Consider the following 23730-nt stretch of genomic DNA (forward strand, 5'->3'; position numbering starts at 1 on the left):
ACTAATATGTAGATTTATAACTAGATAAAACTGAAGAAGTACCCACTCATTTGTATGAATATGAAGAACTTCCACATAATCCTATACACATAGCTGAGTACTTCTTTCCCTTCTGATGTTAAACTTTAATTTTTATATGATTAATATATCTGATCAGAAATTTCTCCATAAAGCTCTCTAACTGTTCCATCCGGATCATAGACCGCAGCGATTTCTTTTAAAAAGCCTTCACTTTTTTTCAATCCAGCTGTATTTGAAATAATCGTTAAATAATCATCTGTTATAGGTTCTTTCGTTTCTCTCACTTTTTTTTCATACCCTGCCAAGCCTTCCATAACTGCTTTATTGGGTAATTTCATGTTCTTACCTATTTCTGTTATTAACTCGCTTAAATTATCATTAGGTAACTTCCCACCTACTGGAGCGATTTTCACATTAATTATTTGGGATTTTAAATACATTCGCTCTTGGTCGATCGAATAAGCATAATTCAATTTGAGTTCTGCAATAACTTGTAGTTCTTTTTCTTTATAGAATGTATAATGTGTTTGAAATTCCAATTCTTTATCTTTAGCAAAAACTGAATACTTTGTTTCACCAGCCTTAACTGTTTCAGACGGAATCACTTTATCAAACAGTTTCTTTGTTTCTTCATAATAGGCAGGAATACTTAAGTGATATTTTTCTTTTAATAAACTGAAAGCTTCCTCCTCTGTCTTTAAACTTGAGTAGTCAGAATCACCAAATGACCTCTTACGCTCATTTTCCCAACTTAGTGATTTATCTTCCTCTGAAAAATGACTATAACGGCTAGCTTTACTACATCCTGCTAGCGTAAGGAAAATGCTGCAAAAAACAATAACCAAAATCCGTTTATTATTTGTCATTCTGGAACCACCACCCTTGTTGGTTTACGATCTGGGAATGCTTCTTTGGAGTAACTTAATTCAACTGTACTGTTGTCTGAAATCTCATAGAGAACAACACTTTCCACACTATCACCTTTTGGAACAGTTTCGGATTGTGTTTTAACTAAGTCCAAAACATCTAAAAAAGATGTGTCTTCTGGCAATTTTCCAATTGGTAACTCTTTTTCGTTTTGTTTCGCTGTTACCAAATCGTTCCAGATAGAAGGCTGAATAGATTCTTTGTTTAAATTTGTAAATGTGTAGCGAATAGCTAATAGTTTCTGATTATTTTCCCCAGTCACTTGTCTGACAGCCGTTGTTTCCATTTTGATATCTTTATTCTCAATAGTAACTACGTCGCCTTCTTCTTTCTTCTGCTCTTCATGTTTTTTTTGAGATTTTACTTCATCAAATTTCACTTCTTTAAGTGTATCAACTGCTGCATCGATTTTTAAAGATCGTTTCTTATATGAATTGTCATCTGCTGAATAAAATGTCATTTGAACAAAACCGTGTTCCGTCCAGATGTAATAGAAATGCGCCCAGACAACTTTCTCCTCAAACTTTGTATTCAGCGTATACTTATAGGCTGGATAGGTTCCAACTTTAAACTCTTTCATATAGATATCTTTAGCTTCTTTATAATGATAACGTTCTTTTAATTTCTCTCTTGTCGCTTCTCCAAAACCTTTTTGTCCCACCTCAGCTACAGGAGTGCTTGTAATAAACAGATAAGAATTACTTTTAGTATCTTCCGCACTAAAATCTGTCTGCAGTCCATAATTTAGTTTCCCGTCTACATCGTCTTTCCATTTAGAAGGTAACTGCATTTCATAAGATACACCATGACTCTCAAAATTTTGTTTTTTATCATCTAGTTGGCTTGTACAACCTGTTAAAATAATCGTTAAGGCTGTAAAAAATAGAGCAATTTTTTTAGTCTGTCTCATTTAATTCTCTCCTCTTTATCTGTATTCCCGATTTTTTTGCAATAATAAATATATGCACAAAATAGCAATACACAAATAATGAATAATATACCGCCAAGCTTCATTCCTTTTGGATAATAGATCAATTGAACGTTATGTTTTCCTTTAGGTATTTTCACAGCGACTAATGCATCCTGAACAGGATCTATTTTAGCTGGTTTCCCATCAATGTTTACTTGCCATCCTTGATCATAAGGAATGGTAGTGAAAATGACTTGTTCTTTATCTACTGACACATCGGCTTGCGCCTTGTTTCCTTTTACGTCAAAATGAACAGCTTTTTTATTGATTGCTTGAATAGCCTGACTTAGTGTATCTGTTTTTAAAACAAGTACAGTAGGACGAATTAATCGAATCGTAGGTTGCCCGGTGAAAGAGGCAGTTACCTTTATTTTTTTCTCTTCTTTATAGTAACCAAGATTAAAATAAGATCCTGTGGAAGACAAACCACTTTTACTTTTATGGTCGCCAACACTTACTTCAGCATTTGCCTGACCCATATCATTTACTGAAGCACCTATATCTAAATTTAAATACGCTTGTGCATTTGCTGGTACATTAACTTCCCAAGTGATACTCTGTGGTTTTCCATTATTACTCTTCTCGGAAAAAAATGTCACATCTCCTTCTTCTCGAATGTACATGTTTTCTCGGGACACTTCTTTTAGTCCCGTAAACTGAAAAACAGGTTCTTTCATCTCAGATAGTTGTTGAATCAATGCCGTTTGATTCTCATTGTTTTCTTTATCATATATCCCTTTGTCTGTCAGCATCCCTAAAGGCAATGCATATTTATTTTCGTAAAGTGCATACGCTCCTTGTTCTGCAACTTTTTCAAAACCAAATTTTTTCGGATCATTTTTTGCTAAATTATATTTAATACCAAGCAAATCATCCATAAAAATAGTGTTATTATTGTACATGATAGTCAAATTGGTACCCGGAGAACGAAAGCCTAGACGATTCAAATATTGAGAAGAGTGGCGATTACGAACAGATGAAAACATTGTGACTCCAGAATAATCATGATTGAAACTATCTGTTCGACTAATTCCATCTAAATTTTCCATTCGGTAGAAAAAATCATTTCTAGATTTCGATTCACTTACTAATTTTTCAATATCCTCATATGATTTTGTGTACTTATCCCGGTAGACATACCCCCACTCTTTATTGATTCCCGCTATTGTTTGGCTCGTACTAAAAAATACTTCTCCACATACAATACTGATAAAAAGAATTGGTATTACCCAATTAAATGAAGACCACTTTTCTTTCGCCATGAAAAATAACAGATAAACTAATAGAAGAACGACCGTTATTATCAAGGATTCTTGTGTAATGTAACCATATCTTTTTTTGTTTGATATAATAACAATTACTACAAAAATACTTATCATTGTTAGAACGATATTGACTAGAATGTTCATATCTTTTTTTTCAAATTTCTCTAAACCAAAACCTGCTAGAATAAGGACTAATACTGAATAAAGAAAGCTGAAACGGAATAAAAACATGTTCGGTGAATGAAGACCTTGCCAAAATAAATTTAAAGGTTGAATATAAACACTCGCAACCATAAACAGAAGTAAGGCACCATATAATAATTTATTCTTCAAAGAAACTTTCTTACTAACAAAATAGAATATGGCAAATATTAATGGTAATAACCCAACATAAACAAACGGTGCGCTTCCATATTTTGACGTATCATAGGTGCCGGGCATGCTTTTTACAATAAAGTCCCAAGGTCCTGTATTCCATGTAAAAAGTTGACTGATTGCATCTAACTGCTCACCATTCGTCATTAAATCAACGACTGATGGAAGGATGATCACCATTGAAGCTCCACCTGCCAACAAGGAAGTAATCAAATATGGAAGAATCGTTCTCTTATATCTTTTCCAATCCGTCAATAAACGAACAACAAAGAATAAGAAGCTAAACACCCCCACCATAAATGCCATGTAATAGTTCGACACAAATAATAAAAAGTAGCTCACAAACAATAGCCCAGGGCTTTTATTATCCATCACTCGCTGAATTCCCAATAAAACTAACGGTAGATAAATCAAAGCATCCATCCACATTAGCATAATTGAATACGCTACAGTAAAGCCCATTAAGGAATAACAAACACTTAAAGTAAGCTTCAGCCATTGTGGCAACCGATATGTATTATGTGCATAAATCCAAAATGTCACACCTGTAGATCCTATTTTTGTTAATAGGATCAGGTACATAGCATCTGGCATATGTATATTATCAAAGAAAAAAACCAAAAAACTATAAATACTATTCACATAATAGCTCATCAATGAAACAAAATTCAGCCCTAACGAACCTGTCCAAGTGTAAAAAAAAGATTGTTTTCCGTGTAACACATTGTTGAATCCTGAATAAAAATTGACCAATTGACCGAAACCATCACTAGCCAAAACCGTTCGGTCACTTGTAGGATAGATCCCCAAACGAAAATAGCTAATTGCCATAATAACGACAGGAATCAAAAAGCTGAAACTAATTGCCAAAATATTTTTCTTAATAAATAATTTCCACTGCATTATATATACGCACATCCTTATATCATTTTTAATCAATTGGTCCTAGCCTATTGAATGGATAGTACCGAAACTTAACAACACCTTCTATTTTTTTCAAATCAACTAAACCTAATTGACGACTATCTGTGGAATTGGATCTATTATCTCCCAATACAAAAAACTGATTATCCGGAATAGAGGATAGTCCTTCAAGCTTTGCTGCCACTTCCCAAGTCACCCGAACCTTTAAAGTACCATCTGGTAAATCAACTCCCGAAAGATTCCAATCATTTTGCGGAGTCGGATTAGATGGAGCCATTTGATAATTCAGATAAAGAGTATTTTTATCTAACCAAATACGATCACCAGGTAATCCCATTACTCTCTTAACGTAAGACTCCTGTTTTTGATCTCTAGGCTGAAAAGTAATCAAAGAATATCGATTAGGTACTTCATCCTTAGCTACAAATAATCGATCACCCGTTTGTAAAGTTGGCAACATTGACTCACCACTAACCATATGTGTTTTAATCTTTATCAGAAAAAATACTCCTACTAACAGAATTAAAACAAAACCTACTTCTCTAAATGCAATGGAGAATCTTTTTTTCGTTTTTTTGCCTAATTTTCTTTTTTGAGCGTTGCTTGAGCAAACGTCAAACCATTTTTGTATATATTGTTTTATTTTTGACATCATTTACTTCCTCTGAATGGATAGATTTAAAATTGTTGAATTTGATGGATAGGAAATATTCTCATTTCAACTACGCCAACAATTTCTTTTTCATCAATGAAACTGTACTCTCTACTATCTGTAGCATAAGGTCGATTATCTCCTAAAACTATGTATTTTTTTTGTGGGATATTTTCAAATTCTGGATACCAATCTTCTGTATAGATGGTTTTACTACTTTTTGCACGTTTTACTTCTTTCTCCAAAAAGCGTTCATAGACATCTCTATTGTTAATATACAGCTGGTCATCCTTATAATAGATATTTTCCCCTGGTAAACCAACCACCCGTCGAATAGATGTTTCTTGACTTTCACTATCTCTATATAGCACCAATTTGAAGCGCCTAGGTTTAGCAAGTTTATTGACAAAAAACCACTCACCATTATTCAATGTTGGAGCCATGGAATACCCTTCAATTTTAGTTATAGAAAATATAAAGAAAGATAAGACATACAAAAGAATTCCTAATATAACCAAACTAACCCCAAACTCTAGTAATGTTCGTTTGATACGAACTCGCCAATGTTTTTTTCGGTAAATAGGTTTTTTCTTAGGAATTCGTTTAGTAGGTCTTTTTTTTCTATGATTAGCAGTCAAATTTTTTTGAGATTTTGACACTTGTTTTTTTTTCAAGTTACCCTTTTTGTTTCCCTTAGAATCTGATACTTGACTGTCAACTTCTTTTTTTTTGCTTCTATTAACTAACTTTTCGGGACGTGAGTGCATAGTGTTCCTTTTTTTTACACTCATATACAAACCCCTCTTATTCTACTTATTTTTTCTGTTTTAATGCAGCTTCATTCACACTGAATTGTTTAAATAATTTTTTTTGCGTCTGTTTGATACGTTTCAAATCCTCAATATAATTCGTAAGTTTATTTTCATCACTAAGTTGTTCTTCCGTCAATGAATATATATTTATACCATAGTCACGTAGTTGGACATAGTAACGGGTCATTATCTGTTGCCCCTCTTTGGATAATCCGTTTTCTGGTGTTGAACTTCCATATGAAGCTAATAATGAAGATAATTCCAACAATTTTTCTCTTGTCTTCCTTAAATCCGCTCCATTTTGAAGACTAATCAAACTTTTTTCTACTTCATCTGTAAGGAAATAACTTTGAACAATTATATTGCTGTCTGCTGAAGATAAATTCGTCATTTGATAATAACGAGCATACATTCCACCGCTAATGGAAAGAGCTGACAAAACCAACAAGAAAATGCCTCGTTTTACATAAGTAACCTTCTTTTTCTCCAACTGACGACGCATTCGTATCCAACGTTTCTTTTTTTGTTTATTTTTTGGCCGCTTTTGTTTTAGACTATTATATTGCTTCTTTGTGATAAAAAATAAAATGAAGAAAAACAACCCTATCACTAAACCTAGCAGTGCAATAGATACTCCACCAACAAACAGCCAATCTAAAACAGTCATGTTTTGTCTCCTCTATGATTGTTATTTTTTCTGTTTTTTGGCATTCTTTTTCTTATTTCTTAATTTTTTCTTTTTCTTAGAAACTGTGCGAACTCCAAAATAGATAATAAGTAATGTAACCAAAACTCCGCCAACAATCATTGAAATCAGTTTCCAATTGATTCCTCTATCTTGAACAAGAGAAACATCTTGTGCATTATATTTATCCGCATCGTCTTGGGTAACCGTGAAATCTTCTTTCCACTCCCATTTTTTATCTCCTGATGTCACTACAATATGCCCTGTATAATCACCAGCTACAATCTTTTCTCCATTCAAATTCACTGGAAACTCAATACCTGAATTAGGAGCCATTCGATAGTTTTCTTTTTTCGAGTCGTATAAAACTTCATCTGATCCTTTTTTAACGATTTGAGCGTCAATAGTCATTTCTTCAACATAATCAGCTTCAATATTTGAAAAGTTAACTATAAAGGCATTCCGATAATTCGTTAAACCAGCAGAAATTTTATTGAAAACTAGGTCTGGCTGGAGTTTTGTATCTGATTCGCTTAAGAGCATTCCGATAATATAGGCGTATTTGTTTACTACCCCCTTCGCTTTCTTGTCTGCTTTCTTTTCTTCCTTTGTTGCAACTTTTTGTAAGTAAATCCCACCGGCTATATATCCATCATATTTTTCGGATGGCATGGTAATCTCTACTGGAACCTTTTTAGTTTCTTTAGGAGCAAGACTTACTTGCTCAGTAACTTTTACAATATCCTTGATATTGTATTTCAATGATGGATCATTTTCAATCTTTGATGGCCCATACTCGATTACCCCATTACTGTTCGTTTTTGCACTATTGACTGCTAATTCAACAGTAAGTTCTTTATCTGTCGTATTTAACAACTCAATTTCAACTGTTTGATTTTGACTTGGATTCATGCGTAAATCAAAATAACCAACATTTCCTAACTGATTTTCGGGCTTAATTACTTTATAGTTATATCCGATACCTGATGTTTCTGCTGCATATGTTGTTTCTGGAACAATCAGTAAGAAACAGGTTATGTATAATAGAAAAAGAATTGCTTGTTTAAATTGTTTTATCATCGTTGTTTCCTTTCCATTTCATTCATTTGTTTAAAGAAACAAGGTACCGACCCACAAACGAGGGTCGGTAAACCATTATTTCTATTTCAATGTTGCCTTTTAAAAAAAATTAGAACTATTTTGCTGCAGTCATAACCCAAGTAACTTGACCTGTGTATTCAGCATCAAAAAGTGTATGTTCATTTTTAATTGTTAATTGCACTGATTTATCTGACGCTCCGATACCAGTTGCTGTTAATTTACCAAAGTGAATGTATGATTGACCTTGACCTGTTAGTTTTTCTGCTTCAGAGTCACCCTCTTTTTTAGAGTTATCTACAACAATTGCTGCTTTATCCTCTGATACTGTTGCTTCCAGTTTAACTTTACTAGAAGATAAAGCAATTTTATCAGCTACGTTTGATTTAACACCGATATTTGTGTACTTTAATTCTGAACCAGTAAGTTTACTTTCTAGTGTAGTATTCCCTTCTTTATATGTTGCTTTCAAAGGTTCTGTAATTTGAGCAGTTAAAGTATATCCATGGTTTGCTGTAACACGAGTATCTTTAATAACAACGTTATTAGCCATAACACCAGCTGGTTCTTCATAGTTTTTAGCCCAGAATGTACGAGCAGAGCCATCAGTAAGAATAGAATTTTCACCAAAACTTAAAGGCGTTACATCTTGAACACCAAATGTTACTGGTCGAAGAGGTCTAGTAATTGTACCTGACACAATATCAGTATCTTGTGAACCACTTGGGTCAGTGATCACATCACGTGTAGTATTTGTATCATCAGCAGTATTACGTGTGAATTGGATATCCATGTCTCCTGCTAATGTACGATCTGCTTCTGCATCAGCCTTTGTGATTCCTGGTACAGCTACCGCTACTCCTACAGCTGCTAATAATACAGCGCCGCATAATTTGTGTGTTAATTTCATTTGTGTTTCCTCCTAAGAATATGTTTTTATTTATGGCAACTCGGAAATAATCCAAGTTAACACCGTTGAGTATGTCCCTGAGTCTTTTTTAGTAACTCCTGGGATAGTTAGGCTAACCGCATCATTCATGTAAACGGCTTGATTATCCATTGAAGGATTTGTTACTGGTTTACCTTCTTTGTCTAATCGAGGTGTCAGAGTCGAATTTTGCTCAACTTGATTGTCAGGCGATGCACCAAATACGATGCTCCAGGTTCCTGCTCCCGTTCCTTTTTGTGCTTTTGCCAATGTGTATGTTTCACCGATATTATTCAAATGAATCACTTCTTTTGAAATATCCGGGGCTTGGCCCATACCTTTAGAGGTATTAATCCAAGATTTATCTAAAGAGATAGCAGCACCATTTAATTGGCTGTTCTCTTTATTCTGATTTTTAAATTGTGTTTCTTGACGAACTTGTAGTGTCCAGCCATTACCGTTACCACGGTAATCTGAGACTTGGATAAAGCTCCCACGAGGAGTGATTTGACCTTTGAACAAGTGTGCGTCAGCAGCATAACTAATATCTTTAGCAGCAATCTTATTGCTGTTAAAATCAAGATGAGGTACATAATCAATACGCAATGGACCATCAGTCTTCCCATAAGTTCCTTCTTCAACAGGCAACTCGTTATCGGGATTTTCCGGATCTATTACTCGGTATTTCGGATCAACGGTTTTAAAGGATATATCCATATCACCAGCAGTACGATCTTCTTCCGCATATGACACACTTGAAGTATTTAGTGCTACAATTACAAGAAATAGACCAACGGGTAACCCATAATATTTTTTCATTATTTATTCCCCTTTCCCATCATTGTCTTGTGCTGTTTTTTTATTTTTCAAAAATAAGAAAACAAATACTGCAACAATAAGAGCAACACCGCCAACAGATAATCCGGCTTTAACTAGTTCACCAGTCGAAGGAAACCGTCCTGTGGGTTTTGTTGGAGTGGGTACAGGTTTATCATTTGAACCAACTGATGTTTTTGGTTCTTCATCACTTTCTGAAATTTGTGTTGTTTCAGACGTTTTTGGTTCTTCTGACGAATCATCAAACAAGACAATCTGACCTTGCGTAGGGGCTTCCCCCCCATCAACAGCATTTATTTTTTCATTATTTACTATCAAAAATGCCCCAATTAAAACAAACGATAGTGCACTTTGAATCATCCAACCCTTCTTTTTCATCATTTCCCTCCTCTTATTTATTTTGCACTTTCTAACGTAATTCTTATCTCTGCTTTATTCTTCCCAAGATATTTTAGTGAAAACTCTTAGACAACTTTATAGTCCTTTATTAGATTTAAATTCCCTAATTCAATTATCAGATTTCTATCTGAACCAATACTAGCTAATCGGTTGTCCATTTAACTTAACACTGCTTAGAATCACGTTCTCTGGAAATACTTTAGTGTCGTACATACGTTTTATACAATACTGCTGAACCATCTACGATATTCTTGATTTGAGAAGTGAATGTTACTTGTTCACCATTATCCATACCACTTTAATTTATTCATTGTGAATATACCCCTATTACATAGAAAGCATATACCCTTTTGAACGAATGGTTTTGATATACTTTGGCTTAGTAGTATCTGTTTCCAATTTTTTACGCAAATGGAAAATCAGATTACTTACACGATACTGTTTATTGCCTTCTTCACAATTATTAAAATCATCCTTCCATACATTTTGATAAATTTCTTCATATGTAACAGCTTGACCAATATGCTTGACTAAGAATGAAATTGTCTGAAATTCTAATTTTGTTAAGTTTATTTCTGACTCTCCTTCTAAAAGAACGCTCAAATTATTGGGAATCAATTCTAAAGAACTCTCTGTAACCTTCTGATCAAAAATAGATTTTTGATTACTCATAGGCATATTCTCTTCTTTTACTCTCTTCAATACATTTGAAAGTTGTAAAATGAATTCTTCTTGCTCTTCTTCTTTGTCAGCTACACCATCAGCACCTAATTGGAGGTAAATCAATTTACTTGTCTTAGACAGATTCTCAGATAATACCCAAATCAGTCCTTTAACATTTTTTCTAAGCTCTAAGATTATTTCACAGGTACTCTTTAAGCTAAGGGCTGAAGTTTCTTCAATTATTAAAGCATCCATCTGAGGTGCCATAGTTACTACCTCATCTTTTGTTAATGTATATACTTGATAAGTAGTTTTTTTTAGTCGCTGTACATATGTATTATTTGTGTGCTCATTCGCTGATATTATTCCTATGTTGTACATACCTTACTTATCCTCTCTCTTTTAAAATTAATTATTTTCATTTTTATACTTTTACCACATCCATAATTATATATTTTATATCTCATTTTTATTTTCGAATCTTACGTTTTTTTCCGCAAACATTGAAATTCCCCTTTTATACATCGCATTTATCGTTTTACCTGTATTGTTTTTTATAATAAAAAAAATCAAAGTTTCTATTCATATCATAATAAATATAATTTTTTTATAATACAATTAACTACCAGAGATTATCCTTCAATGGTGATCTCTGATCTGTTAAACCACCATTGAAGGAATCTTATCCCAATTGTTATAAAATTCTATTTCTCGAAATAGTACTCTTTGTTCCTAGTTCTTCTACTACTCTTTATTTTGCATCTTCTAGTGTAATTTCTATCTCTGCTTTATACTTTCCAAGCGATTTTAATGATCCTTCTGAAAACTCAATGAAGAAGCCTTCTCCTTTAGACCATTTTTCCTTAGTAACATCATACTCTTTTGTCGTGTTTTTATGCTGAACGATTGTACTACTGCTATCATTCAAAACTACAACGTCATCCATATCTTTATACTTAATTGCTTCTGGTAAAACGAGTTTTTCTTGATCTATATGATGAAGTGGTGTTGTTACTTTAGCTTTAAGTGTCCACGGTTGTTTATTTGATCTTGCATCAGAGACAACTAATGAACCATCAATTGATTTCGACTGATATTTAGTTTTCTGTAACGTGCTTGTTACTACACCAAAATCATACCTAGCTGGAGCTGATTGGAGTTCTAATAAGCCTACATAATAATACTCAATTAGATGGTCTTTACCAAACTCAATCTCTACTCCTTTTGACTCAGGTAAATCTTCGGCAAGAATCGTCTGGTCATGCTCAATAACTACCTTAGTCAACCTATACCCTGGTATTTCCCTAGGATAAACAATCGTTTTCTCGCCTGATGTACCTTCTATATCTTCATCATCAAGATATACTTCCGGTTCATCCTCTACTTCTTCATAATAAACAACAGTATACTTAGATTTTATAGGTTTGATTGTGAATGATTGCAATGCGCCAGAATTCGCAGTCACCTCAGCACCACCAGTACTTTCTCCTTTAAGCGTGTATGCTTGTTCTACTTTCAACTCTGAATCTAAAGAGGGGGTCGTCTTCTCAGATTCAACATCGTAGGTCACTTTATAGTTTTTCATCGGAGTTAAATTCCCTAATTCAATTGTCAGCTTTCTATCTGGACCAATACTAGCTTTCCCTGCTGCAATCGGTTGATCATTTACTTTAACGCTACTTAAACTCACGTTTACGTTCTCTGGAAAAGCATTAGTTGTCGTATAGATAACATTATTCAATACTGATGGATATTCAGCAGTATTTTTAATTTGAGAAGTGAAAGTTACTGTTTCCCCTTCTAAAATACTCGGTTTAGAGATGGCTAAACTTGCTGACAGTTTCGGTTTAATTTGATAATAGAAGGTTACTTCTTCGACATCTCCAAAGTTTCCTGTAACAGGATTTTTCAATGGTTTTTGCTCCACATCATCAAGTTCTACTCTACTTAACAGATAGTCTGGGCTATCAAACTTAGGTATCGAATAGGCTTGTCCAATTTCACCTTCAACACTTGCCGGATTGGTAACCCCTGGCACTTCCATTCCCATTCCATCATCAATTAAATGATTGACATTAATTGTAGCGAAGCTTTGAATAATTGTAATTTTAATTTTTTTCTCTACTTTTTTTGTACTTTGACCATAAGAAGCGGTCACTTCGTACACTCCAGGAGCAACTGGACTAGGCAATGTCTGTAACGTTACATCCGCTAACGCATTGTCCATAGAGGTTACGGCTTGTTCTGTATAGGACCAAAGTTTTAAACCTGCTTTTTCTCTAATCATGGCGAGAAGAGCTGCTTCTGTTTTAGGATACTCCTTCGCGGTTACACTAAAATCTTCTCCATACATCAAGTATTCACTGCTTTTAGCGACCTGACTATTTTGGATAAATAAAGGCACTGTGACAGTTTGGAAATTTCCGGCTTCATCAGTCAGTATCACTTCAAAACTACTAGATCCTAAAGAACCTACAATAGTAGCGAAGTCTTGGCCTTTTTTCAAAGAAACCTTAATTTTATCTTTTGGAGTGACGTTGTCCTGATAGCTTGTTAAGAAGCTCTTATAATCCAGTGCTTTCTCCAATGTATCAGTGTCACCTTTATCTACAAATGTTAATTTTCCAGTTCCGGTTGGTGCTGTACTGTCTGTTGTATACTTTATTTTGTATGAGGCTAATGCATCAGAAATAAAATTATATGCATTCAAATTCATATTTATTGGTAACTCAGTATCCGCAGTTATACCGCTATCTTTTACGTTAAACTTTATATCAATTTCACTGTCAAGTAAGCTTAAATCTTTTGCCAACGGTATACTTATATCATTCCCACTAATTGTAGGAGTAACCGGTTGATTGTTTAAATAAAAGGTACCTGTCTGGTATTTTTGCTTTGGTGATAATGTAAACTTATATGTTGGATTCAATAAATTTTGTTTACCACCTGAATACTTTCCTTTATAGTGGACGGTTACCTCAGAATTTTGTTTCGTACTTTCTACAACATCACCATTTTTGTTTAAAATTTCTAAACGATCATCATAGTACACCAATCCAGGTACCGTCTTGAAAATAGCTGATGCGTCAAGGGTATTATAAAACCCAGGTGACGTTCTCTCTCCAGTGGCAGCAGTAAATCCCCAATACACACTATCTGTGTCAAATGTATCTCTGTTTACAACCGCCGTAACCGGAGGTAAGTCCCCAAATTGATAGGTTAATGCTCCATTGTTTGATGCATCCCACGCTTTCCATTTCACCTTTAATAGACGCCACTTAAAATCCCCAAAATACCAAGATCCGGGATCATGCTTCTTTGAGTATTGGACCTCAGAATGATTTATACTTCTAACTACAGGTCCTGCGGGATTCTTAGCGTCGCTATTAGAATAGGTAGACGTTTTACCTGGGAACGTATACGCCATATGTCCCCTATTAAGGTTCCAATCCAGGTTTTGATCATAATCATCTGACCATTTAATATCCATCTCTATTGCGAAACTCTTCTTTAGCTGTATCCCATTGGGGTCAAGTTTCCAGGTACCATTTTCATTAATGAATTTGTCTCCATAAATCCCCATCCCTTTGAATGGAAGTCCACTATAATTTGTGACTTTTTCAGGATCATTATGCATCACAAATGCCACTCCTTCAGCTTGCCCCCCCATATAGATATACATTTCAGAATAGAAGTTCCGTCTTAAATCCAGCTTAGTGTCCTCAGTTGAAAAAATTGCTCCAGTTTGATTTTCATAATCAGATTGTACTAACAGTACCTCACCATCTTTAATCACAGTATCTGAGCCAGTTGGTATACTAAAAACATCGGTCAAAGGAATCCCCGATGGGTTTTCGAATGTTTCATCTGCTTTAGCAATTACTGGTGTACAAAAAAATGTTACCCCAACGAAAAATAGTATTTTTTTTAATCTTTTCATTTTCTCTTATCCTTTCTTACTTATGTTTTTATGCTACCGATACATGCTCCGTAAGAAAGAGCTATTTAATTATCAACAACATACTCACTTCTAAAGTGAATTATTACCGAACTGTTTATTCTTTCCTCTGTTTACCAATTAAGTGGTATGTTTTTAGATTTCACTCCTTTTAGAATTGATTTCCAATTAGATGTTTAAATTAGATGTATAATCAATTATATATTTTATTATGTTGTTTTCATTTTCTAAATCTCCTTATTTTTCAGAACATATTGAAAAATACTTTAAAAAATAACTGGATAGCTTATTTTTTTTAACTTTTACTTAGTTTCGTGTTATATTTCTATTAGGTGAATTTGTACATATCCGTTTGTTATTTAGTTTAAAAAAGGAGTACATTAATAATATGAATAAAAAGTTTATGAAAAAAAATGAAGCGAATAAATTTGATTTATTCAAAAAAATACTTTTTAGTAAAAATGGCATCAGTATTCAAGAAATTATTACTCATTGTGGTGATTCTAAAAGTACTCTTTATCGATATATTCAACAGATAAATGAAGACTTAGCGCTTGCATTTCCGGAGGAAGTCATCATAATTAATCAATCAAAATCCTTGTTGTTTATTTCTATTCCGGAATCAATGAGTTTTGCCTATGTAATTGATTTTTTAAGATTCTACTATATTACTGTATCTCCTGAATTTACTATTTTTTCTGCAGCAGCTGATAAAAATTTTGGTTCATTAGAATCTCTTGCGCAAAACGTCAATTTAAGTCCGTCATATACATATAAAAATTTAAAATCTTTGAATAATCTTCTAAAAACTTTCAATATAAAAACTGCATTTGGTGATCGTTCTAAAAAAACAAATATTTATGGCGCAGAATCTGATATTCGCTTTTTTTTATTTTTCGCTTATTGGGATATCCTTAAAGGATTGTTTTGGCCATTCAAACGATCCCCTCAATATTTTAAAAGTTTACCTGTTCCAATTAATGTTAATTTGTCACCATCTCAAAATACTCGACTTCGTTATTTTCAAAATATTACCTATTGGCGAATCCAATATCTAAATGAAAAAATATCGATTGATGAAGATTTTTTTGCTTATTTGGTGATTTTAAATAAAATAAATCCTACAACTTTTACTGTAGATTTGAAAAACACCTTATCTTCTAGTGAAATCGCTATGGAAGAGGCTTACTTTGGTTTCTTGGCTAGATTTTTTATTGCTGATATTGATACAAGAGAAACTAAACAAAAAACTGCTAAATTATTCCTAGAATCTAATTTAGCGTTAGCTGTCAGTAGTAAAAATTTGCTTAGATTATTGAAAGAAAAATATGATTTATTAGTATCAGAAGAAGATTATCACTTTTTTTTCTACCAATTAATGATTACACTTATTTACGTAAAATTTATCGGTATCGATTATGAATCTGTGTCAGAGTACGACAAACATATATCATTACTTGATGTTGAAAACAATACTTTTTATAAAATGGAAAATGAGTTGAATACTCTTGTCCGTTCGTTTTTCAAGAATGAAGCAAGTATTAACATGGAGCTATCCCCTGGTTTAGTGAATTATATGACAAACTCACTCTTTTATATTGTAGACAGCTCTAAGAAAACCCAGCCTTTGACTATTTATTGTCAATATTCTAAAAATTTTTATGCTGTTGATGAAATTAAAAACGGGCTGTTAAATATTTTTGGTAAAGAAGTTATCCGTTATACGGAGGATATCACTGAAGCGGATATTGTCATTTCAGATTGTTATGAAGGAGATATTGATAATAATATATTTTTCTATTTTGACAATGCTTTTGATCGAAGTTCTTGGCGATCTTTATTTGCCTTTGTGAATTCTAAGCTAGATAGTGCTGCTTTTTAAAAACAACTATTCTTCAAATAATGTTAATTTCCTTAGGTACAACGGTTCGCTTATTGTATTTTTTTAGAACTTCTTTTTTCACGCCATTGATAGCCTTGTTAAAATCACAAAGATCAGAGAAAGAATTTACAAACACTACTTTTGTCTGTTCTGTTACCTCTGGTAGTGGAACATCGGTAAGTAATATATCAGGTTTATCACGTAAATCTGAAACCAATTCTATTTGTGCAGCAAACATCAAAGATATTTTATTGATAATGATTGTTTCTTCAAATATTTTAGAATTTTGAACCATCACTTTAACAGTAGGATAGGTATATTCTTGAATTTCATTTAATAACATATATACTATCAAATACACATATTCAATAAATGTAGATTTATTTATATGTTTTTTTATTTCCACCCACCTTTCTTTATAAATAGTAGATAGCAGTAATTCTTCAACAATCGTTTTGACTTGTTCTATTGTTTTCAGTTCTGCTTCATCTTTATAATAGAAGTTTTCTGGGTCGTAAACGTATTTGAAAATATTCACATCAATATAGCAAGTAGATAAAACCAAATGCATTTTGTCTATTTCTTGTCTAATTCTAAGAGATAGTTTGAAAGGATCGTTGCTAAAATTTGGAAAAAATGTATCTATAATTTTTTCTGTCAATAAATCACTTGCCTCAATGAAAGAAAAGTTTTTCTCATTAAAAAAAGTAAGGTATTGATCGTATTGAATTTTTTCTGTAATCATATCTTCTTTATACATAAAGAGTTGGATAAAGCTTAGTTCTTGCCAAACTTGGTCCAATGATCGATTTTTTTTTGAGCGAAAATAATCAAGTAAAACTTCTTTGTACTCGAATTTTGAGTTTTTAGCTAACTCCACTAGGATTCCGTTATCGCAATTATGCTTTCGAGAAGAGCGAATATTACTCATATAAACTAACAAACAGATTTTTCTCTGCTTTACTTCATTAAGTAGTGACCAATTTTCGACATATTTATACATATACGCTTCAATTTCTCTATATTCTTGAAGTTTAAATTCCCATTCATTTGATACTTGAGAAAAAAATAGAAAAAAGAAGTTTCTTACTTTTAATTCATCTCCATAAATTTTGTTATTTCGAGATAATTTTAAATCAAATTTTTTTAATACTGAGGATAACTTTTGTCGGTATCTTGAAAATGTAGAAGGGCTTATAAATTCTTGTTCACAAAATTTTTTCACATCTACTTTCTCGTACAAAAAAATATTGTAAATAATTTTATATAAAATTGATTCTTTTAAATATCCTGATGCAATTGTCATTAAGTCTAAATTTTCTGCAAATATTCCTTTAATTGTTTTATTTGCATAAATAATTTGAAATTGCTCCGATGAAAAAGAAAATTCTTGCTCGAATTGTCGAACAATTTGTAAAACCGTCTTTTCAGAAAGATCTATACTCTCAGATATTTCTTTTATACTGACAATATTTTCTTTATTATCTATGTAGCTTAAAACTTTTAATTTTCTATCATAAGTTTCATCTAAAAATACTCTCATTTTGACCTCCTAAAACAAGTAACTTTTCAATTGTTTTCCCCAAAACAACCCCATTTCATAAATATATCTCTTATCCTCTCTTTTTTATCTCTTTTTTTACTTTTTTTTCGATAGAAATTGAAATATTTTTTATTGACAAGGATTATTATGCAAGATTATCTAGTTTTTTTTTACTCATTTTCAGTATTTTTTGTATCAAAAAAAGATAAAAAAGTTATAAACGTTGATTTAACTTTCTTTTAGTGAGATTACTCACAAATAAATATTCTAATATTTTTTTGTGAAATTAAATGTAAAAAAAAACAAGTGACTAACATACAACTCAAATAGTCATACATCAATCACTTTTTTTAATTATCAGGTTCAAAGCTATACCCTTTTTGTCAGCACTCTATTTCCCTCTGAACGTTTTTACTCAGTATTATACAAGAAATTTTCGAAGACCTTGGTTTTCCATAAACTTTTACTTCCTATGAAATCAATTCTTACCTAAACATAGTTTGAGCAGCTTTTGCTAAAACTTTTGGATCACGGTTATAAGGTGTCACAGGAGCAATTTCTTTATTAATATCAAACAATTGATAAACAGCCATTCTAGCGGCACGTACAGAGTACTCTTCTGTAAAAACCATATCTTTAGGTATTTCTACAAATTGACTGACCATGGCAAAATTCGTGCTATTTTCAGGGACAACTTGGGGACGGTCAGTCATTTTACGTGGTTGAAACTGCGCATCAATGTAAGGCATATAAACAGGAATGACGTTAACAACATCTTTTTTTATGTCTTCCCAATCGGTTTGCCAACCCATTTGACAAATCCATTCATATAAAATTTCTTCTCCCGTACAATCACGCATCGGTTTTTTCACATAATCTCCGACTTTATCTGTATAAATACCATAACCCCAGAAAATCGTTGTATCAGGATCTTGATTTTTAAAATGCGGTTGAGCAGCAACAACGGTACTCATCAGCCAACTTGAATCTTTCAAAGTCATCAACGCACCTGATCCAGGTATATTTCCTGAAAATTCTTCGATTCGTTTTAATAACTTGTCTCCACGGCATGTGACAGTAAAACTTTCCCAGTTCGTTTCCTTCTCGTTACCAAAGAAAGGTTCTGGATTACCTAATCCATCTTTCTTTTTAGCAATATTCCGCCAAAGTCGAGCAGAGCGTGATTCTTCTGTGACAGCTGGTGCTGGATTACTCCAATCACCTTCTGTAGTACTGTCAGTCATCGTTCCATTAGTCATCATCACTATATCTTCATCCGACAATTCAATGGTTTCTCCATTACTTAATTTCAAAGCTGTAACGGTTATCTCAGCTCCTGGTTTAAATTCTAAATCAATCACATCTTCGTTCAACGTAAAATCAACACCGTGTTTTTCTAAAAATGTTTTTAACGGTAAGATCACACTGTCATATTGATTCAGCGCAGTACGTGTTACGCCTTCTAAAGTATCAATTCGTGAAAATTCTAAAATCATTCGATTCATATAACGACGCAATTCAAAAACACTGCTCCATTTTTGGAATGCAAAGGTCGTTTGCCACATGTACCAAAAATTCGTTTCAAAGAAATGAGGACCAAACCATTCATCAATGGTGATTCCGTCTAGATTTTCTTCAGGGGCTGCTAATAGTTTTGACATAGCTAGGCGATCTTCATTATCAAGTCCCATTGTATGTGAATTAACTATCTCTTGATTTTTTGTTACTAAACGTGCTTGAGCATGAGTTGGATGTAAGTGGTCGAAATTTAGAATTTCTTCTGTCACACTATGATTGGGCCAAACTAATGACGGGATACTATCAAAAAGTTCCCAGAAGTTTTCATAGGTTTCTTCGTTTAGCATCCTACCACCTCGAGCGACGAAACCTTTTTCGTCCGTACCAATGCCGTCATTACTACCGCCTAGAATTTTCATGCCTTCGATCACATGGATGTTCTTTCCATTAAAGTTCGCATCGCGAATCAAGTAAGCTGCTGCTGCCATTGTAGCAATCCCGCCGCCAATCAAATAAACCTGTTTGTCTCCATAATAACGGCTGTTGATTTCTTCTTCTACTTCAGCGACTTTTTCTAGTTTCTTTTCAGCGGATGCTTTTTTAGCAAGATAGGCTGCACCTAACGCACCTACTGCAGCTAATCCAATGTGACTTTTTTTCATGAGAATCCCTCCGATTCATTTTATTGAACCTAGCGTACAATGATTCCTCACAAAAGTCTTGTGATAGCCTTTCCATTCCGTCTTCTTTTTAGACACTTTAGACACTTTGTCATAATAATTCATTTTCCTGCGCATATAACCGATAGGAGAAAAATTCCGTGTCTTTGGCTAAACGGAACAACTGCGTTGCAATTTCTAAAGGTGATTCTTTATAACTGTCTAAAATCCAATCAATCAAAACACCACTGCAACCATAAGAGAAAAATCGGGCATAAAATAGCTTGTCTTCCGGTAATAACTGGTTTTCCTTGTCGACTTGATTGAATAAATTGATGAACAGTTTATTGGTGATCTCTGAAAAACATATTCTCAAAACATCTGAGTCTGAACTGACTGTATTATAGTAGAAATCGCTTTTTGACTGGATTGCTTTTAGCATTTTTAGGGCTTGCTCTTCCCAGTTATCAATGCTTACGTCTGGTGAGTCTAGATAGATCAGTGCATCGTGAGTATAAATCCAGCGTAGTAAATCATTTTTATCTGTAAAATGGTAATAGAATGTTTGACGATTTAGTCCAACTTCTTTGGTGATATCTTGGACACTGATTTTACTGTATAATTTTCGACCGCATAATTCGATTAATGCAGATGAAATAGCTTTTTTGGTGATTTGTGATTCACTCATAATTTTTTCCTCGCTTTTTTTAGTTAGGTACATCATACCAAAAAAATGGGGGAAAATATAAATATAGCAAGAAAAAAAGTTAAAAATTGATATTTTTGTTCGAAACTACAAATAAAACGCTCCTGGAAAATATTTCCTGAGCGTTTTATTTGAGTGCCTGTCTAACATTGCTTATTTAGTTTTATTGTAAATTCCAGAATGAGAGCCATCGTATTGAACGATTAATTCTTGAGTATCTCTATAAACAACCGCTTTATCTTCAGATGTCCATTCACCATTTAATAAAGAACAGTTTGATTTAAGTATTGTTCTCTCCCCAAGTTTAATTTGCTCTATCTTATTTGCGCTTTGGAACATGCCTTGCATATCTTTTATATTAGAGGTGTTGAAATTAGAGATATCAAGAGCTTTTACAGATGAGCAATAGAACATCCCAGACATATTAGTTACACTAGACGTATCGAAATTGGATAAATCTAAGGAGCTTATACTAGTAGTACTCCCAAACATAAAGAACATATTTTGTACCTTAGAGGTATCCCAATCAGATAGTTCTAAGGATTTCAATCTATATGCGTGAGAAAACATGTTGCTCATATCGTTTACATTAGAGGTATTCCAGTTCGATACATTTAATGACGTGAGATATGATAGTCCATGAAACATATTGGACATATCAACCACACGCGATGTGTCCCAATTAGATAAATCCAACGATGTTAATTCATCTGAAGAAAAGAACATTCGTGACATATTGACAACTTCAGAGGTATCAAGTAAGTGTATATTTTCAATAGATTTTAACCGATAAAGATTAGCAAAAAGATAGCTTGATTGTTTATTTAATTTGACTTTTCCTGTAAATTTTATATGTTTTATTGCCTGTTTATTTAAAGCTTTTTGTTGGATAGTTTCATATATTCCCTCTTTTTCAGAAGTTGACGGGAAATTCCCTTCTCCAAAAGTAAGTGTTTGTGAACTTTCATCCCATGTCCAAGGAGCAGTACCATAACTAGTTTTTTGATCAACTGTAATGTTACATATTGCAGTTTTCCCACCATCTTCACTAGTCACAGTTATTGTTGCTTTTCCTGATTTAATCCCCTTAACTATCCCTTTTTCAGTAACTGTTACGACTGTTTCATCTGAACTACTCCACTTAACTTTCTTATTTGTAGCATTTTCAGGAGAGATTTTAGCCTCTAATTGTCGGATTTCTCCTTGTGATAACAGTACATTTTGTGAATCAATTTTTATATCCGTAACAGAAATATTTTTCCCAATTCTAACATCCATTACATCAGCCGGACCTGTCAATATTTCTATCTCTGTATCTAAATAACGACCATCAGCTAACTGTGTTGATGGAACTGTTGATGTACTAACTTGTGTTGATTGCCACTCATTGAAACCTGAAGTAGCTTCTCCCAGATAATAAAATGGGTCACTACCTGTATACTCATTTCTTTTATATTTAGAATACCCAATTACATTCTCATCGGCTTCCAAAACGGTAACTAGCTGGTGTTCATTATTAATATTGCCTGAGGTATAATTACTGTTTACACGATAGATTCCAATACCACCTTTTATCTTCCTAGTGAAGGCCTTCATACCAAGATCAAATCCTGATAGTTGTCTATTTTCAATTAAAAAATATTCATTTGGGTTTTGGCTTTGTATTTTAATAATTGTTGGATCTGAAAAATCAGCAATAGCTTTCACTTTCTTTTCATAAAATTGGGAAGGATCTACTTCTTCATAGGGAACACCTAAACTAATTTTAGAGTACGCATCTAATCCAACTGGAGTACTACCTTCGGGTACTGACGTACTAATAGCTCCCGTGGCACCTATAGACATCAAACTCGTTATCCCCAGTCCAGCACCACTTTTTTTTTCTATATTATACAAATCTGGCAATTCTAAATCATGTCCAAATTCATGACACATAACCCCTATTGTAGTCTGTTTATCTGTCCCCCAATCATTCATTTTTTCTCCAAACATTGTAAAATCAGTAAATTTTAAACTATTTGCTTCTGTTAAATGACTATGATAACCTTTATGTCCCCATACAGATTTTCCATAGCTACCCAAACTTTGTTCATAACCAGCTAGAACAAACATAATATGCAACTCATTTAATTCAATCCTCTTATTCCCATTTGTATCATATTCAGAAAAATCAACTTTTTCTTTAAGCTGATGGATCACTTTCCTTGCAATATCAAAACTATCAAAGCTCTCAACTCCATAGCCAGTACCTGGATGTTCTTGATCTAACGCTACTTTTAAAATGCCATTTTTCACAAAATCCGTATCTTTAGCTGGAGTTACATTAATTCGTTGATTTGTTTGTTCTAAGAAGAAATTTTTCACTGTATTCCCTTCAGTTGAAAAGATTTTTTGATACCACTCTTCTTCTGAAGTGATTAATGAAACATCATTAAACTCAACCAATACAACTAATACATTTTGATCTTTATTCCATTTCGTTCCACTTCTTTTAACTTGTTCCTGATTGAATCTATTTCTTTCTTTTTTTCCTATTTCCTTTTGAACTAAATCAGATTCTCTTACTACATCTTTAGGCTTTGGATCAATTCCTACTTTTGCAACGCTAGTTCTTGTTTTGGGATTATTGTCACTTGTCTTATAGTACCAATAATTATCTTCCCGTTTCTCATAGACACTTCCGTCTTCTCCTGAAACATAGTGAAAAAATTCATCTCCATGTTGTATCGCTTTTATTTTAGTTCCATCTGGTTGTGTGTAGCTTTGCAATTTTTCAAGTGCTGGCATACCATATCCTTCTTTTGAAAAACTCACTAATCCAAAAATAACTACTAACCCTGCCAATAATAATACCTTTTTCATAATTTCCCTCCTACATCAAACTTAATTTCCCTTTTAGATTAAATAC

The 23730-nt window shown here is 33.2% G+C and carries 17 protein-coding genes; 1 reads left to right on the plus strand and 16 read right to left on the minus strand.

Annotated features, from left to right (window positions below; translation table 11 throughout):
- Positions 1 to 140: 140 nt before the first annotated feature.
- The 12 genes from AC4BB2_RS12590 to AC4BB2_RS12645 all read right to left on the minus strand — a co-directional run bounded on the left by AC4BB2_RS12590 (position 141) and on the right by AC4BB2_RS12645 (position 14496).
- Complete coding sequence (locus AC4BB2_RS12590) at positions 141 to 887, minus strand: hypothetical protein (protein WP_490473246.1); 747 nt, start codon at positions 885 to 887, stop codon at positions 141 to 143.
- Positions 884 to 1858: a DUF5067 domain-containing protein gene (locus AC4BB2_RS12595; RefSeq protein ID WP_490473247.1), complete on the minus strand. Its 975-nt coding sequence runs from the start codon at positions 1856 to 1858 to the stop codon at positions 884 to 886. Before AC4BB2_RS12595 ends, AC4BB2_RS12590 begins: the two co-directional genes overlap by 4 nt.
- The gene (locus tag AC4BB2_RS12600; protein WP_490473248.1) at positions 1855 to 4461 is read right to left on the minus strand and encodes a YfhO family protein; all 2607 of its coding nucleotides are present in this window, start codon (positions 4459 to 4461) and stop codon (positions 1855 to 1857) included. Before AC4BB2_RS12600 ends, AC4BB2_RS12595 begins: the two co-directional genes overlap by 4 nt.
- A 28-nt stretch (positions 4462 to 4489) precedes the next feature.
- Positions 4490 to 5134, minus strand: coding sequence for a signal peptidase I (gene lepB, locus AC4BB2_RS12605; RefSeq protein ID WP_490473249.1), 645 nt, complete (start codon positions 5132 to 5134; stop codon positions 4490 to 4492).
- A gap of 26 nt (positions 5135 to 5160) precedes the next feature.
- A complete protein-coding gene (gene lepB, locus AC4BB2_RS12610; RefSeq protein WP_490473250.1) occupies positions 5161 to 5925 on the minus strand; it encodes a signal peptidase I in 765 nt (254 codons plus the stop codon).
- Between the two features lie 22 nt (positions 5926 to 5947).
- Positions 5948 to 6613 carry a YccF domain-containing protein gene (locus AC4BB2_RS12615; RefSeq protein ID WP_490473251.1) on the minus strand — a complete coding sequence of 222 codons (666 nt, stop codon included), beginning with the start codon at positions 6611 to 6613 and terminating at the stop codon, positions 5948 to 5950.
- 21 nt (positions 6614 to 6634) lie between these two features.
- The gene (locus AC4BB2_RS12620) at positions 6635 to 7711 is read right to left on the minus strand and encodes a WxLIP family cell surface protein (RefSeq protein WP_490473252.1); all 1077 of its coding nucleotides are present in this window, start codon (positions 7709 to 7711) and stop codon (positions 6635 to 6637) included.
- Positions 7712 to 7826: 115 nt separating this feature from the next.
- Positions 7827 to 8639: a WxL domain-containing protein gene (locus AC4BB2_RS12625; protein WP_490473253.1), complete on the minus strand. Its 813-nt coding sequence runs from the start codon at positions 8637 to 8639 to the stop codon at positions 7827 to 7829.
- 30 nt (positions 8640 to 8669) lie between these two features.
- Complete coding sequence (locus tag AC4BB2_RS12630) at positions 8670 to 9476, minus strand: WxL domain-containing protein (protein ID WP_490473254.1); 807 nt, start codon at positions 9474 to 9476, stop codon at positions 8670 to 8672.
- A 3-nt stretch (positions 9477 to 9479) separates the two neighbouring features.
- Complete coding sequence (locus tag AC4BB2_RS12635) at positions 9480 to 9872, minus strand: EF2685/EF0750 family sortase-dependent surface protein (protein ID WP_490473255.1); 393 nt, start codon at positions 9870 to 9872, stop codon at positions 9480 to 9482.
- Positions 9873 to 10220: 348 nt separating this feature from the next.
- Positions 10221 to 10937, minus strand: a complete 717-nt coding sequence (locus AC4BB2_RS12640; RefSeq protein WP_490473256.1) for a winged helix-turn-helix domain-containing protein — start codon at positions 10935 to 10937, stop codon at positions 10221 to 10223.
- 370 nt (positions 10938 to 11307) lie between these two features.
- The gene (locus AC4BB2_RS12645) at positions 11308 to 14496 is read right to left on the minus strand and encodes an L-type lectin family protein (protein WP_490473257.1); all 3189 of its coding nucleotides are present in this window, start codon (positions 14494 to 14496) and stop codon (positions 11308 to 11310) included.
- Positions 14497 to 14902: 406 nt separating this feature from the next.
- Here AC4BB2_RS12645 and AC4BB2_RS12650 point away from each other — a divergent pair, with 406 nt between their 5' ends.
- Complete coding sequence (locus tag AC4BB2_RS12650) at positions 14903 to 16396, plus strand: helix-turn-helix domain-containing protein (RefSeq protein WP_490473258.1); 1494 nt, start codon at positions 14903 to 14905, stop codon at positions 16394 to 16396.
- Between the two features lie 13 nt (positions 16397 to 16409).
- Here the strand turns inward: AC4BB2_RS12650 and AC4BB2_RS12655 are convergent, their stop codons facing one another.
- The 4 genes from AC4BB2_RS12655 to AC4BB2_RS12670 all read right to left on the minus strand — a co-directional run bounded on the left by AC4BB2_RS12655 (position 16410) and on the right by AC4BB2_RS12670 (position 23684).
- Positions 16410 to 17939, minus strand: coding sequence for a helix-turn-helix domain-containing protein (locus AC4BB2_RS12655; protein ID WP_490473259.1), 1530 nt, complete (start codon positions 17937 to 17939; stop codon positions 16410 to 16412).
- 485 nt (positions 17940 to 18424) lie between these two features.
- On the minus strand, positions 18425 to 20119 hold the full coding sequence (locus tag AC4BB2_RS12660; protein WP_490473260.1) for an oleate hydratase: 1695 nt from the start codon (positions 20117 to 20119) through the stop codon (positions 18425 to 18427).
- Between the two features lie 109 nt (positions 20120 to 20228).
- On the minus strand, positions 20229 to 20804 hold the full coding sequence (locus AC4BB2_RS12665; RefSeq protein ID WP_490473261.1) for a TetR/AcrR family transcriptional regulator: 576 nt from the start codon (positions 20802 to 20804) through the stop codon (positions 20229 to 20231).
- Between the two features lie 171 nt (positions 20805 to 20975).
- Entirely contained in the window at positions 20976 to 23684 is a 2709-nt protein-coding gene (locus AC4BB2_RS12670; RefSeq protein WP_490473262.1) for a BspA family leucine-rich repeat surface protein, read from the minus strand.
- Between the last annotated feature and the right edge of the window lie 46 nt (positions 23685 to 23730).

It is taken from the genome of Enterococcus sp. AAFC-DPL-5146 (genome assembly GCF_058216635.1).

Excerpts from the sequence above, each read along its gene's own strand:
- AC4BB2_RS12625 (WP_490473253.1), bottom strand. The coding sequence starts at position 8,639 with ATGAAATTAACACACAAATTATGCGGCGCTGTATTATTAGCAGCTGTA.
- AC4BB2_RS12665 (WP_490473261.1), bottom strand. The coding sequence starts at position 20,804 with ATGAGTGAATCACAAATCACCAAAAAAGCTATTTCATCTGCATTAATC.
- AC4BB2_RS12620 (WP_490473252.1), bottom strand. The coding sequence starts at position 7,711 with ATGATAAAACAATTTAAACAAGCAATTCTTTTTCTATTATACATAACC.
- AC4BB2_RS12600 (WP_490473248.1), bottom strand. The coding sequence starts at position 4,461 with ATGCAGTGGAAATTATTTATTAAGAAAAATATTTTGGCAATTAGTTTC.
- AC4BB2_RS12645 (WP_490473257.1), bottom strand. The coding sequence starts at position 14,496 with ATGAAAAGATTAAAAAAAATACTATTTTTCGTTGGGGTAACATTTTTT.
- AC4BB2_RS12615 (WP_490473251.1), bottom strand. The coding sequence starts at position 6,613 with ATGACTGTTTTAGATTGGCTGTTTGTTGGTGGAGTATCTATTGCACTG.
- AC4BB2_RS12660 (WP_490473260.1), bottom strand. The coding sequence starts at position 20,119 with ATGAAAAAAAGTCACATTGGATTAGCTGCAGTAGGTGCGTTAGGTGCA.
- AC4BB2_RS12590 (WP_490473246.1), bottom strand. The coding sequence starts at position 887 with ATGACAAATAATAAACGGATTTTGGTTATTGTTTTTTGCAGCATTTTC.
- lepB (WP_490473250.1), bottom strand. The coding sequence starts at position 5,925 with ATGAGTGTAAAAAAAAGGAACACTATGCACTCACGTCCCGAAAAGTTA.
- AC4BB2_RS12655 (WP_490473259.1), bottom strand. The coding sequence starts at position 17,939 with ATGAGAGTATTTTTAGATGAAACTTATGATAGAAAATTAAAAGTTTTA.
- AC4BB2_RS12670 (WP_490473262.1), bottom strand. The coding sequence starts at position 23,684 with ATGAAAAAGGTATTATTATTGGCAGGGTTAGTAGTTATTTTTGGATTA.
- AC4BB2_RS12635 (WP_490473255.1), bottom strand. The coding sequence starts at position 9,872 with ATGAAAAAGAAGGGTTGGATGATTCAAAGTGCACTATCGTTTGTTTTA.
- AC4BB2_RS12595 (WP_490473247.1), bottom strand. The coding sequence starts at position 1,858 with ATGAGACAGACTAAAAAAATTGCTCTATTTTTTACAGCCTTAACGATT.
- AC4BB2_RS12630 (WP_490473254.1), bottom strand. The coding sequence starts at position 9,476 with ATGAAAAAATATTATGGGTTACCCGTTGGTCTATTTCTTGTAATTGTA.
- AC4BB2_RS12640 (WP_490473256.1), bottom strand. The coding sequence starts at position 10,937 with ATGTACAACATAGGAATAATATCAGCGAATGAGCACACAAATAATACA.
- AC4BB2_RS12650 (WP_490473258.1), top strand. The coding sequence starts at position 14,903 with ATGAATAAAAAGTTTATGAAAAAAAATGAAGCGAATAAATTTGATTTA.
- lepB (WP_490473249.1), bottom strand. The coding sequence starts at position 5,134 with ATGTCAAAAATAAAACAATATATACAAAAATGGTTTGACGTTTGCTCA.